Consider the following 12,677-nt stretch of genomic DNA (forward strand, 5'->3'; position numbering starts at 1 on the left):
TCGCAGTTAGAAAAGTTCGGCTACGGGCTTCTTATTGGAGCTGGGTCGGCCCTCACACTCGGTACGCTGGCGGCCATCCTTGGTACACTGTGGAAACAGATCATAGCGGTGTTCAGACGCCGAAATGACCGTCTCTCTCTAATGAACTGATCGAACGAGCAAAGTTCAATCAGACAGCAGTATAATGATGGTCGGATAGCTTCAACAGAGCCACTATTTCCTGCCTCATCTACAACAATGATCGATCACTCTGAGCGGTCAGCACGCAATCCTACCTAACGGCTGTTTCAGCGGAAAGGTGTCGAACTAATAGGGTTTCAACAGAGCCGGGTCAGCCTCATTCCCACGGACCCCCGAAAGCAACCGGTCGTGCATTTCGCAAAGCAATTCGACGGTAATAGGATCGCCAGCTGTGATCGCATCCAATCCGTGCGTCAACGCGTGCAGATAGTTCACGACTTCTTGGGTCCCCTGTTGCCTGTCTTCGTCGATCAGGGCTTCTTGTCCGGCTTCGTACGCGTAGATATCCGAGAGAGTGGCATGTGTCCCCTCAATCTGTGATGATTCCAGCGCTTCTTTTCGGATGAACGGCTCGATCAGGATCTCTCTCGAGCCGACACGTGGACCAATGCCATGGAGCCGACCAAGTGCCTGTGTTGCCTCCGCCAGCGGGGTAATGAGTTGTTCAGTAGTGATTGAGGGGGGAAGCGGGTCAGGCCGGAACGCCGAATACGTCCCCTTCGGTGTCGTCGTGGGAACGATTTCACCGGGCGCTGCCTCGTCGAAGTCATCTCGCTCCATTAGTGGTATCCCTACGAATACGCCCGCCACTATTGGTATTTTCGGTACTAAATCAAAATAACAGTCTGGCTGATTGCGCTGTTACAACTACGCAGGATCTCTGGGACAGGCTTGGAGACACATATTTTTTCTTCGCTGGTTTTGCGGGGGGAACACCTGCTCAGTGTGCGTGCGTATTGAGCAGTCCTTTTCAGTGAGTTAGACGCATGGTGAAGCCACCGAATCGGGTTGGTACATACCTGAGTCACACCGACGATCTCTACTCACCGACGTATCTGATCTCGATACGGCGGAAGAGCCGGAAGCCGACGTAGAGCCCGACGAGTGGCCCGGCGATCGAGAGGCCACTCCCAAGTACTGACTCCATTTGGCCTGGCTCGTTTTGGCTGGCAAGATAGACGCGATAATACGTGTCGCCATCGACGAGGAGCGGTGTCTGTGGGATCTTGACCTCCTGGTCCGATGTTGCGGACCCCTGTCTTGCGGCTTGGATTGCGACTGGTGGCACGTCATCACTCTCGGTCGAGACATCGATCGAGACCTGCTGAAGCGCGTCAGTGGCCGATGCCGGTTCAAGCGCGAGGTCGAGCCGATAGAGGCCGTCGTCTCGCTGTGCCGAGCGGTTTCCGACATATCCGGGATCGTAGACGGAACCGTTGATTTGGACGTACTGATACCGATTGATTCCCACGTCGAATGGAGCAGCTGGATTGTTCGTGTACGTCTCAGTCGGAATCGTCTCATTCGAGAGGAGGTATCGCTCGAAGGCACACACTCGCGTGTCCTGCGGCACCGAACAGCCGATATCCGCACTGATGTACTTGTCCTCCAGCGGTGGGTCTCCCTCATATGTGATGCCGCTGTCCTCGTTACTGACTACTTCTGCGCGTTCGTACGTGTATGTAGTCCCCGAGATGTTCGCCACGGCAACCCACACAGGGGACAAAAGAAGTACGAGCGCGAAGAGTGCAAGCAATGCGTCTCGTCGAACCGGAGTAACGATCGTGGTGGAGGGCACAGCCGCGGCTTGAACAGCCAGTTAGGAAATAGTTTGCCATCTATGACATAGGATACTCGTTACCTCCCCACTCTGTATCGAGCAGTTAGATGAATACTTGAGCGTGTCGTTGCCACCGTCCCTCCGTGCCCCCAACCCGTGAGTCTCGCCGTACTGTCTTCCAGCAGATCGCCCAGCTATCCTTTGTCGGCTGGCCCACCTACGAGTCGAGCCCACTGTTCGATCGCACATCACTCCTCGGAGTAGAATCGGATGTTCGTCTTGTTGCGGAAACATGGTTCCAGCATGACGATCACGAGGGCGTTGATCCATTCGTCCACGCAGTGCCCCTCGCATACGTCCAGTTCGATCCCCACGACCGATACGCAAGCTCAACGAGCTACGAGATGGAGACACTGTTTCGCCTGTTCCTGCTGAAAGAATGCCATGGCTGGGACCACGAGACTGCCCTCGTCGAATACCTCACCCAACACCCCGATCTCTGTGATCAACTCGGCCTGGAATCGGTCCCGAAACAGTCCACGCTGTGGCGCAGCTGGCACCATCGGTTCACGGCCGATCTCCAAGACACCGTCGAGACAGCAGCGCGAACGATCCTCATCAAAGCCCAAAACGCGGGTGTCTCTGTTCCGCGTAAGCCAGAACGACAGAGCCGCAGACACGGTGACAAGAGTACGGAATCGAACCCCGATGACCAGACCGTATTAGAGCAGGCCGAGACCGTCACTGAGAATGTTAGCCGTGTTGCGTTCCCAGCGTTCTCGCTGGACCGTGGCGAGGGCTGTGAAATCCACGAGAACGCCTACTGGGATATCCAGACCTATCTCGGACTTCGAGAGAACCTCGCCGTCAATGAGGGCGCTCGGAGCTTCATTCACGAGTCCAATCGAGAGCGGACACCACTCGGCCACGCCCATCGCGAGCATGTACGCGACCTTTCCATCGAACAGATTCGGGAGATGTACCGCCAAGCCGTGGGTCGCCTCTTGGATCGAGTCGCAAAGACGGAGGAGTTCTTCCGAGCTGGTATCGTCGCCGTCGATATTACCGAGGACGACCCGTTCACCGGAGATCGAGAGGGGCACGAAGACGAGATTATCGGAACAAAGGAGAACACGGACGAGTACGCCTACCAGTGGGCGACGGTCCAGTTGGTCGGGAACGCTGTTCCGATAGTTCTCGATGCGCGCCCAGTTCGGAAAGGCGATACGCGCAAGGAAATCGTTGAGGACCTCTTGGATTCGGCAGAGGCGGCTGTTCACGTTGATAATGTGTTGATGGACCGCGAGTTCGACAGCCAGCACATCCTAGAGATGCTGAGTCAACGCGGGCTCTCCTACGTCGTGCCGAAGCGGATGCAAACCAGCGAGAAAGCCCAGGCCAAGCGTCTTCTCAAGCGGGGGAAGGACCGCTACGAGACTGATCGAAAACTGCATTTGGGCGATAACGAATGGTACTCGACAACGCTGATCTATCGGCGGAAGGAAAACTCGGAATACTCTGATCACCGGCAGTACTCGGTGTTTATGACGAATCGGAAGAGTGGCCTTCTCTCGGAATACGGATACAGATGGGAGATTGAGAGTGGCTACAAATCGATCAAACGATTCATGGGCGCGACGACCTCGAAGGATTTTGGACTACGATTCTTCTATTTCGCGTTCGCCTGTCTATTGTACTCGATCTGGCGAGCGGTCGATTTGCTCGTGCAGGTCGAATTGACCGGTGAATACGAACACTCTCCGATTGTGACTGCCGACAACACGCTGACGCTGGTGAAGAAGGAGACCGGAATTGGATAGTAACAAGACTCAGCCCACGGTAGGAAGGCGTCTGAGTGGCGACACTATCCGGAGTCTCAGAATTCTCATGAATTAGTTGTCTACGAGATAGGAACGGTCGTTCAGAAAGCGATCTGCAGCAGATTCCGGTTGTCGATTCGGTCGAAACCACGCATTACAGGCCCGCTATACCCGCTGTAGTCTCAACTTTCCGTGAAGATTGGAAGTTGAAACTACAGCGGGTTTAGCAGGGCTGTGATGCGTGGTTTCCGACGAATCAGGGACCGGGAACTGCTTCAAATCCTCTCTCGTGTGCTTCTTCCTGTCGCACTAACGACCAGACCGTGGTTTTCCCGAGACTCTCGATAGCGTTACCACTCAGAAATCTGCGCTGACCCAGACCGAGGATCCTACTATCCGATTCCTGTCTCCTTCTTCAGCAGCGTCAGCGTATTATCCGCCGTCACAATCGGTGCGTGCTCATACTCACCAGTCAACTCGACTTGGACGAGCAGATCGACCGCTCGCCAGATCGAGTACAGGAGACACGCGAACGCGAAGTAGAAGAATCGAAGCCCGAAATTCTTCGATGTCGTTGCAGCCATGAACCGCTTTATCGATCTGTAACCGCTCTCGATTTCCCACCTGTAGCCATACTCAGTGAGGTGTCCTCTCCCTCTATTCGTCATGAACACCGAATACTGCCGATGGTCGTCGTGCTCGGAGTCCTCTTTCCGACGGTAGATGAGCGTCGTCTCGTGCCATTCGTTCTTTCCGAGATGGAGCTTCCGATGGGTTTCATAGCGATCTTGGTCTCGCTGGAGCAACCGCTTGGCCTGGGCTTTCTCGCTGGTCTGCATCCGCTTCGGAACGACGTAGGAGAGCCCACGCTGGCTGATCATCTCCAAGACGTGCTGGCTATCGAACTCCCGATCCATCAAGACGTTGTCGACGTGAACGAGGCCCTCAGCAGAGTTGAGCAAATCTTCGACGATTTCCTTGCGTGATTCGCCTTTCCGCACGGGACGAGCATCAAGCACGAGTGGAACAGCGTTCCCGACCAACTGGACTGTGGCCCACTGATAGGCGTATTCGTCGGTGTTCTCTTTCGTCCCGATGATCTCGTCCTCGTGGCCGGTGCGGTCGCCCGTGAAGGGGTCTGCCTCGGTGATGTCTATGGCGGCGATTCCGGCCCGGAAGAACTCCTCCGTTTCTGCGACCTCGTCGATGAGGTTCCGGATCGCCTGTCGATACATCTCGCGGATCTGCACGATAGAGAGATCACGGATGTGGTCGCGATGAGTGTGTCCGAGCGGTGTTCTCTCCCGTGTTGATTCATATACGAAACTGCGAGCACCCTCGTTAGCGGCCAACCTCTCACGAAGCCCCAGATACGTCTGTAAGTCCCAGTAGGCGTTCTCGTGGATCTCACAGCTGTCTCCACGATTCAACGAGAACGCAGGGAAGGCGACACGACTGGCGTGCTCGGTAATCGCCTCGGCTTTGCCGAGAATAGCTCGATTATCTGGGTCCGATTCATTTGTATCGTCGCCCCGAAGCGGGAGGCTTCGTTCTGGTTCACGTGGAACGGCGACCTCAGCGTTCTGCGCTTTGACGAGAATTGTTCGAGCCGCCGTCTCGACGGTGTCGCGGAGATCGGCGGTGAAACGCTGATGCCAGCTACGCCACAGCGTCGACTGATCTGGCACCCACTCCAGGCCGAGTCGGTCGCAGAGATCGGAGTGTTGGCTGAGGTACTCGACGAGCGCGGTCTCGTGGTCCCAGCCGTGGCATTCTTTCAGGAGGAATACGCGAAACAGCGTCTGCATATGGTAGGACGTAGAGCCTGCGTAGCAGTCGTGCGCTTCGAATCTGAAATACGTTAACGGAACCGAACAGACGAACCCATCAACCGACTCGTGGGCGTCGTGTCTGAACCACTGCTCGGAAACCGTGCGAACGTCTGCTTCCAGCCCTGCCGTTGACGTTCGATCGTACAACGGCGTTGAATCGTACGCTGGCCACTCGATGTGCGGGTGTCGGGCAATCCGGCGAAAGATAGTTCGGCGAGATATGTGACCTGAAGACATTATCTGTATCTGGATGATTTACCCGACACAAATTCATCCCAGTTATCGGAAGCACCGAACAGCGATCTGGTTCTTCACCCAAAATACTCAGTACGCCCACATATACTTCCAGTTCCGAACCCCGTTAGACCGGACACTTCTCGCGCAGGTGTGTTAGAACCCCGTCAACGGCGTCAACCACCCAGTCGAGACGGCGACGGGTTGCTCGTGTTCGTTTGGAAATCGTGAGCCGCGCTGCGTCGTAGGTGTTACCAAGTAAGTTCCCAAAGTAGATCGCGTGGACGAAGGCACGGATGTCCGCGGCCGTCTCCGGGTCGTAGGCTTCCCGTAACGCCGCCCGTGCGTCGGGGCCGGGATTACCATCGGCTTCGGCGTAGCGCTGGGCGAACAGGAGCGCAGGCCGTTCGGCGTCGTCGACGGCCGCCTCGACGTCCGACTCGAGGATCTGGTCGATCGTCGCTTGGTCTATTCCCGCCTCACGTGCCAACGACGTGTGGAATCGTGTACAATACTGACACTCGTTGACCGCCGTGGTCGAGAGCATAATCTTCTCAGCGAAGGCGTCGTCGACCCTGTCGCCCCGGCGAGCGTGGGCGAGTTGCGGGAGCGAACGGCCGAGTCGCATTGCGCTTTCATAAAACGACGACACCGTAAATGTCTTTTTCCGGAACCCGTCCGTAGATTTGTCCGTTTCGTGCATATCTCGGCCTTGCCTTCCCGAAGGAAGTTGATTTCGGTGTGAGCGAGTGGTACCAGCTATACTGACTAAATCTGTTGTAGTACGGCAGTTTTTGGTGAGTTGGCACTGCCGATTCGTTCCCGATTCGAGGTACGCACGGAATATTTATTAAGACTCATAGTATAGTTATTAGTGTACAATAGTGGTCAGGGGAAACTTGCACTCAGGAGTGACGAATCGGACAGCGACCGATCAGGAACGAATCGTCGGGGCGGTCGGACTAGTGGCGTTGATCGTCCTGTCAATAGTGGCGACGATCGCCGGTGTCAACTGGAAACTCGTGGCGATATCCTGGACGGCGTTTGCGGCAATGGCCATCGGCGCGCCGCTTGGAGCACGTGCAGTACGGAGCAGCCACCCGTTAGAGCCCGTTTGGGGATACGGGCTGGCCAGCGGCGCGATGGTGACCAGCGCCGCGCTCTTTCTGGTGCCCCAAGCGCTCGGCCAGCACGGCCGCCTCGGTAGCTTGGGTATCGCGATCGGCTTCCTCGGCGGGTATGTCGGTCACACCGTGGGCCACCGCTTTGCACACCTAGACCTACCCGTCGATCGGACGGCGACGGAGCTGACGGTCCACGCCCTCTCGGCTGGGGCCATCATCGGTGCGATCTACACGGCGATGCCGTCGCTCACCTCCATCCTCGGAATCGCGTTGATCTCCCATAAGGCACCCGCGGGATATGCCGCCGCTCGCCGCCTTGCCGAACGCGGGCAGTCCGTCGCGCCCCTCCTGTTGCCCGCAGCGGCGGTCGGCCTCGTTGCCCTCCCGGTGGGTATCGTCGGCTTCTCACCGGGGAGCGAACTACGCGGGCTCCTGTTCGGTGTCGCGGCTGGTGTGTTCCTCCACGTCGCCGTCGACCTGCTCCCCGAGTGCACCACGGGGAGCGAGACGTGCCCGGTCGACACCGCGGACCACGACGGCGACCTTCACCAGTTACAGGACCGACTCCACCGACACGCCGCCCTGAGTTCGATTCTCGGCGGCGTCGCGGTCGCCATCGCGTGGTCGCTCGTAATCTGACGCTCCTCCATCATGCGTCTCAACAGGAATATACGAAACAGCGTCTCCATCTCGGTGGATGTCGAATCTCGATGCCAGCGTGACCCAAGACGACGGCAGCCGAACGAGCACCACGTTTAGTATTGCAACTGTTGTAGTCCTCAGTATGAGACGGCTGGAGTGTCCCGAAGTGACGAGTCAGAGGGTTCTTCCCGTAGTCGAAAGCGAGCAATCGAGGCTCTCAAAGGAAGGCAGGAATCGACTATGGTAGTGTTTCCAGGAGAGTTCTACTGGATTGCGGCGTTCGCCATCGTCGCCGCAGTGGTGAACAGCGCAGGCATCCTGGCGATCTTTCAACACCGAGAGTGGGCCGAACGATCGCTTCCCTACCTGATGTGCTTTGCTGCGGGAATTCTCATCACGACACCGTTGATCAACGCACTACCGAATGCGATCGCGAACAACGCTGACGCAGGTTTCACAGCTCTGGGCGGGTTCCTCTTCATGTATCTCTCCAACCGGGTGATCAAACAGCGTACCGGCGAGGAGACGCTCGCGTTCGGGGTGACTGCTGCGGAGGGCATCGGGATTCACTCGCTTGTCGATGGAGTAATCTACACTATCACGTTCAAGATTTCCCTTCTGACCGGTGTGCTAGCCGGAACCGGGCTGGTCGTCCACGAATTCGCCGAGGGGGTTATCACCTATCTTGTCTTGCTGAAGGGAGACGTGACGGAACGAACGGCGGCAACGTATGCGTTCTTCATTGCCGCATTGACGACGCCAATCGGCGCCTTCGTCGCCTACCCGCTGGTGAGTCGGCTGGGCCAAAGCCATCTGGGTCTCATGCTTGGGTTCGTTTCAGGAGTGTTGATCTACGTCTCCGCAGCCCATCTGCTCCCGGAGGCCCAGTCCTATGAGAAAGAGCATTCGATGCTCGCCCTCCTAGCTGGTGTCGGCTTGGCGTTGTTCATCGTGTTCGCGCGGGCGTCGTGAATTGATTCCGAAAGACGGTGGTGAGATTACTCTCGGTGACCCGTTGGTGCGGTAGATTCAACACGAATTAGCCCGTCTATCTCGGTATGAGGTACTCATTGACGAACAGTGGACGCTTCCGTCATCTCGTTCGTGACAATGTGACCAATGAGTAACAGAACCCAATTCGATACGCCGACAGCCATGCTAGTTCTGTCGCTTCTCGTTATTGGACTCCTCGTCGGAACCGGGATTCTGCGAGTATACCTGAGAGAGCCAGTCGGATCCGTACTCCGCTACTTCGCTATTGCGGTTATCCTCCTCGTATTTACCATCGCACTCTATCGACAATGGAGTAACGAACTTGCCCCCGAAATAGACTGACCAACGGATTGCCGACCCGTCGGAAACCACTATCCGTCTACTGATTACTCGTGGTTACGTCCATCCAGCCTTTAACCAGTTCGTTCACGTTGTAGAAGATGATCCCGACGGTGGCGAGTGACGTGGCGAGATAGACGATGAATCCTGGTGGCCCACCGACTGTGGTACCGAGTATCCCACCCGTGATGCCAAAGACTGTCAACTCCAGCCACGTGAGCAGAATCCGCGAGCCGAGTCGAGGCTGTGACTGTCCCGCTATCGAATGGGCCTGGCGCGGTTGCTTCGAGCCCGGAATCGTTTCGTCCTCAGGAATCTCTCGTTTCTCGTCCGTGCGCGTACCTTCGTCCATCAGTACGATTCCTCCACGTCGATCGGCCCACTGAACGCCGAGTAGAGGATCCCGAAATACAAAAATACTAGCGGCAGCAGAAGGACCGCACCGACAGTCATAAGATTGAGGGGTATCGTCGAAACGACAGCCGAATCGACGGTCAATCCGACGGCTGGATCGACTGTCGGATACATGAGGGCAGCGACGATGCTGACTAGGGCGAAAACCAGACCTGCACCTGCGCCGAACGCGAGATAATAGCGGTCGCTGTACGTGGCCACGGCGTACACCGCGGCGAGAACGAGCGTCAACACGACAAGTAGCATGACGAGGGGAGAAAGCAGTGCTGACCTGAGATCCGGTATCTGTACGTAAATGTATCCCAATACTAGAACGATGAGGACGAGATACGCGCCCAAAGCACGGTACCCGTCCGTCTGGAGGTCCGCACGGAGATTGCCGCGGGTTTTCAGCCGCAGGAACGCGACCCCGTCGACGACAGTGAGTGCGACAACGGCGAGACCGACGACGATGCCGGGCAGCGTCACGATCGTCGTCGACCCGAGTAACCAGTTGGCGGTGAACATCCCGAGAAAAAATGGGGCAGTGACGCTCCCGACGACGAACGCTCGCCCCCACCAGCGCTTCCAGCGGTCGTCCTCGCGCTGTTCGTACATTTCAGGTGCCAGTCCTCGAACGATGAGTGCACCGAGGATGGCGAACATCAGCAAGTAGTGGCGACTGAACAGGTTGGCGTACACTGCCGGGAACGCGGCGAACATGGCTCCGCCGAAGACGACCAGCCATACCTCGTTGCCGTCCCAGAACGGTCCGATAGCGGCCAGGAGCTGCTCGCGTTCGTGTTCATCCGAGCGGGTCGCAAACAGGAGGCCCGCACCGAAGTCGAAGCCATCGAGAAACAGAAACATCGCGAAGATGAAAAACAGCAGTCCGAACCAGATATCCGCAAGTGGGAGTCCGAAGAGCGGACCGTCGGCGAGCCAGTTCGGGTTAGTCATTGACGGTCGCCTCCGTCGAGCTATCAGATGGACGGTCAGGTGTCGCCGAGGAAGATACGCTGGGGGGGCCAGCACGGACGAGACGGACGACGACGTAGAGGTACAGCACGAGCAGCACTAGGTAGACGAAGACGAACCCGACCAACGTGATCGTCGCCTCGGTGCTGGAGAGATTCGAGGAGACACCTTCGCTGGTCTTCATGACGTCCTGGATGATCCAAGGCTGACGCCCGACCTCGGTGACGATCCACCCTAGGTGGACGGCGAGAATACCCAGCGGCGTCGAGACCATCAACGCCTTGTGCAAGAGATCGTCCTCGAGGAGTTCCCCGCTCCACCAGCGGTAGGCTCCCCAGAAGGCCAGCAGGATGAACCAGAAGCCGAGGGCGACCATGATGCGGAACGACCAAAAAATGAGCGCAACCGGTGGCTGTGGCCCCTCGAACTCTTCGAGGCCCCGAATCGTCGCCTGTGGGTCGCCACCGCTGGCGAGCCAGGAGGCCCCACCCGGGATGCCGATGCCGAAGATGTCCTTCGCCCGTGGATCGAGCAGATCCTGGACGCTCGTGGGGAAGGCGATGATGTACTCGGGGACGTAGGAGTCAGTCTCCCAGATGGCCTCCATGGCGGCGAACTTCTGGGGTTGGGTCTCGAAGACGTGGCGAGCATAGAGGTCGCCGTGGATGACCTGCAGCGGCGCGGTGATGATGAGAGCGATGAGACCGAACTTGAGCGTAGTCTCCCAGAACCCGACCTGTTCGACCGGATAGCCCCAGACGTGGTGGCGGAAGACGTAGTAGGCGCCCACCCCCGCCATAACGAGCGCCACCGACTCGACGGCGGCGTTCTGCATGTGAACGTACATCCAGAAGAATCGCGGATTGAAGTACGCCGCCAGTGGGTCTACGAGCGTGACCAGCTGCTGGCCGTTCTCCGAGACCAGTTCGTACCCCCGCGGCGTCTGCATCCAGGAGTTCGCCATCAGGATCCAGACGGCCGACAGCCAGGTTCCGATACCGACCAGAACCGCCGAGGCCATGTACAGCGCGTCGCCGACCCGCTGGCGGCCGAACACGAAGATGCCCAGGAACGTTGCCTCCAGCATAAACGCCATCATGCCTTCGAACGCGAGCGGCCCGCCGAACAGATCCCCGGCGGTCGTCGAGAACACAGCAAAGTTCGTCCCGAACTCGAATTCGAGCACGATGCCCGTCACGGTCCCGACGACGAACGAGATCGCGAAGATCTTCGTCCAGAACCGTCTGAGTTGTTCATAGATGGGCTTGCCCGTGCGAATATCCTTCCAGGTGAAATAGACGAGAAACGGGGCAAGCCCCATACTCATCACGGGAAAGATGATGTGAACGATGGTCGTAACGGCGAACTGGAGTCGGCTTGCGATGACTGGGTCAATCATAGGTGGAGTCGGATAGCCGCCTCCGCTGTGTTTCCAGACGGAAGGATGAGTGCGGATCGTGAAGCGATCCTTCGGAAAGTGCTCTTACACCACTTTACGGGGGGATATCTATTGGCTGTTGTGGTGCGTTCACAGAAGATCTGCGAGAGCAGTCTTCTGAACTGGGCGACTATCGCAACGGCGTGGTGATGAGTTACCGTCATTGCCCTCCGTCGGGAGATCTGTCTGCCCCATCGTCTTCCGGGAGTTGCTCCCCGGTGGCCCGAGCAATCGCGACGAGAAACCCGAGTCCCCGTTGTCCCACCGATCGGGAGTCCTGCGTCTTCAGGCGCAAGAGGATGTCAATCGAGGTCTTTGAGGCAGAACCACCAGTCCAGACAGTCGTAGTCTTCTTCGTCAGCCCGCTGAAGGCGCTCTTCAGCAGTTGCGACATCGGAAGGCGGTTCGAGAAGGACCTGATCGCCGAAATTCGCGTTGTTTGGCCAGTCAGCTGGGACGGCAACATCGTTCTCGTCAGAAGTCTGCAGCGCCCGTATCGACCGGAGTATCTCGTCGATGTTTCGGCCGATCTCCATGGGATACTGGAGTTCGAGCCGAATCACGCCGTCCGGGTCGACGACGTAGACCGACCGGACTGTGCTCGACCCCATCTCGGGATGGAGCATGCCGAGCCGCGTCGCCACCTCGCCCCCCTCGTCGGCGATGATGGGGAACTCGATTTGCACGTCGAGCTCGTCTTCGATCCACTCGATCCACTTGATGTGAGAGTGCACGCGATCGACCGAGAGCCCGATCAGGTTGACACCCAGATCTTCGAACTCGTCGCTGCGCTGCTGGAACGCGACGAACTCGGTGGTACAGACAGGAGTGAAGTCACCGGGGTGGCTGAACAGGACGAACCACTCGCCCTCGTATGCATCCGGAAGTGATACTTCTCCGTGAGAGGTTTGAACGGTGAGATCGGGGAATCGGTCGCCTAGACCGGGTTGTCGGGAAGTCTCTTCGAATTCCATCGTCAGTTAAACATCGGCGTGAGCGTTCTTATTACTATTGAGCGTTCTTGCACGACGGGAACAATTTCAGGATAGACAGTCTGAGAGAAGAGTTAGACGTAATGGCAAT

At 57.5% G+C, this 12,677-nt stretch carries 12 protein-coding genes; 4 read left to right on the top strand and 8 right to left on the bottom strand.

Annotated features, from left to right (window positions below):
* Nucleotides 1–306: 306 nt before the first annotated feature.
* The gene (locus LCY71_RS17410) at nt 307–801 is read right to left on the bottom strand and encodes a Fic/DOC family N-terminal domain-containing protein (RefSeq protein ID WP_225336198.1); all 495 of its coding nucleotides are present in this window, start codon (nt 799–801) and stop codon (nt 307–309) included.
* Nucleotides 802–1,060: 259 nt separating this feature from the next.
* Nucleotides 1,061–1,819: a hypothetical protein gene (locus LCY71_RS17415; protein ID WP_225336199.1), complete on the bottom strand. Its 759-nt coding sequence runs from the start codon at nt 1,817–1,819 to the stop codon at nt 1,061–1,063.
* A 125-nt stretch (nt 1,820–1,944) separates the two neighbouring features.
* On the opposite strand from LCY71_RS17415, the gene LCY71_RS17420 reads away from it, so the two are divergent.
* Entirely contained in the window at nt 1,945–3,621 is a 1,677-nt protein-coding gene (locus tag LCY71_RS17420) for a transposase (protein WP_225336200.1), read from the top strand.
* A 392-nt stretch (nt 3,622–4,013) separates the two neighbouring features.
* Here the strand turns inward: LCY71_RS17420 and LCY71_RS17425 are convergent, their stop codons facing one another.
* Both LCY71_RS17425 and LCY71_RS17430 read right to left on the bottom strand, forming a co-directional pair.
* Nucleotides 4,014–5,690 carry a transposase gene (locus LCY71_RS17425; RefSeq protein ID WP_225336201.1) on the bottom strand — a complete coding sequence of 559 codons (1,677 nt, stop codon included), beginning with the start codon at nt 5,688–5,690 and terminating at the stop codon, nt 4,014–4,016.
* Nucleotides 5,691–5,814: 124 nt separating this feature from the next.
* Nucleotides 5,815–6,390: a carboxymuconolactone decarboxylase family protein gene (locus LCY71_RS17430; protein WP_225336202.1), complete on the bottom strand. Its 576-nt coding sequence runs from the start codon at nt 6,388–6,390 to the stop codon at nt 5,815–5,817.
* Nucleotides 6,391–6,676: 286 nt separating this feature from the next.
* Here LCY71_RS17430 and LCY71_RS17435 point away from each other — a divergent pair, with 286 nt between their 5' ends.
* From LCY71_RS17435 to LCY71_RS21905, 3 genes are all read left to right on the top strand, one after another.
* Nucleotides 6,677–7,450, top strand: a complete 774-nt coding sequence (locus LCY71_RS17435) for a ZIP family metal transporter (protein WP_225336286.1) — start codon at nt 6,677–6,679, stop codon at nt 7,448–7,450.
* 243 nt (nt 7,451–7,693) lie between these two features.
* Nucleotides 7,694–8,425, top strand: coding sequence for a ZIP family metal transporter (locus tag LCY71_RS17440; protein WP_225336203.1), 732 nt, complete (start codon nt 7,694–7,696; stop codon nt 8,423–8,425).
* A gap of 183 nt (nt 8,426–8,608) precedes the next feature.
* A complete protein-coding gene (locus tag LCY71_RS21905) occupies nt 8,609–8,788 on the top strand; it encodes a DUF8073 family membrane protein (protein WP_505706971.1) in 180 nt (59 codons plus the stop codon).
* Nucleotides 8,789–8,825: 37 nt separating this feature from the next.
* Here LCY71_RS21905 and LCY71_RS17445 read toward each other — a convergent pair whose 3' ends face one another.
* The 4 genes from LCY71_RS17445 to LCY71_RS17460 form a co-directional block, all read right to left on the bottom strand.
* A complete protein-coding gene (locus tag LCY71_RS17445; protein WP_225336204.1) occupies nt 8,826–9,137 on the bottom strand; it encodes a Rab5-interacting family protein in 312 nt (103 codons plus the stop codon).
* Complete coding sequence (locus LCY71_RS17450) at nt 9,137–10,138, bottom strand: cytochrome d ubiquinol oxidase subunit II (protein ID WP_225336205.1); 1,002 nt, start codon at nt 10,136–10,138, stop codon at nt 9,137–9,139. The genes LCY71_RS17445 and LCY71_RS17450 overlap by 1 nt, the downstream gene beginning before the upstream one ends.
* Nucleotides 10,131–11,555 (bottom strand): cytochrome ubiquinol oxidase subunit I, encoded by a 1,425-nt coding sequence (locus LCY71_RS17455; RefSeq protein WP_225336206.1) that lies wholly within the window; start codon nt 11,553–11,555, stop codon nt 10,131–10,133. Before LCY71_RS17455 ends, LCY71_RS17450 begins: the two co-directional genes overlap by 8 nt.
* Before the next feature lie 341 nt (nt 11,556–11,896).
* A complete protein-coding gene (locus LCY71_RS17460) occupies nt 11,897–12,568 on the bottom strand; it encodes a peroxiredoxin (RefSeq protein WP_225336207.1) in 672 nt (223 codons plus the stop codon).
* Nucleotides 12,569–12,677 lie beyond the last annotated feature (109 nt).

The sequence above is a fragment of the Halomicrobium urmianum genome, assembly GCF_020217425.1.
Taxonomy (GTDB): domain Archaea; phylum Halobacteriota; class Halobacteria; order Halobacteriales; family Haloarculaceae; genus Halomicrobium; species Halomicrobium urmianum.

What these genes read in the sequence shown, in the direction of transcription:
- LCY71_RS17430 (WP_225336202.1), bottom strand. Translation starts at nt 6,390, where the DNA reads ATGCACGAAACGGACAAATCTACGGACGGGTTCCGGAAAAAGACATTT.
- LCY71_RS17425 (WP_225336201.1), bottom strand. Translation starts at nt 5,690, where the DNA reads ATGTCTTCAGGTCACATATCTCGCCGAACTATCTTTCGCCGGATTGCC.
- LCY71_RS17460 (WP_225336207.1), bottom strand. Translation starts at nt 12,568, where the DNA reads ATGGAATTCGAAGAGACTTCCCGACAACCCGGTCTAGGCGACCGATTC.
- LCY71_RS17410 (WP_225336198.1), bottom strand. Translation starts at nt 801, where the DNA reads ATGGAGCGAGATGACTTCGACGAGGCAGCGCCCGGTGAAATCGTTCCC.
- LCY71_RS17445 (WP_225336204.1), bottom strand. Translation starts at nt 9,137, where the DNA reads ATGGACGAAGGTACGCGCACGGACGAGAAACGAGAGATTCCTGAGGAC.
- LCY71_RS17450 (WP_225336205.1), bottom strand. Translation starts at nt 10,138, where the DNA reads ATGACTAACCCGAACTGGCTCGCCGACGGTCCGCTCTTCGGACTCCCA.
- LCY71_RS17455 (WP_225336206.1), bottom strand. Translation starts at nt 11,555, where the DNA reads ATGATTGACCCAGTCATCGCAAGCCGACTCCAGTTCGCCGTTACGACC.
- LCY71_RS17440 (WP_225336203.1), top strand. Translation starts at nt 7,694, where the DNA reads ATGGTAGTGTTTCCAGGAGAGTTCTACTGGATTGCGGCGTTCGCCATC.
- LCY71_RS21905 (WP_505706971.1), top strand. Translation starts at nt 8,609, where the DNA reads ATGCTAGTTCTGTCGCTTCTCGTTATTGGACTCCTCGTCGGAACCGGG.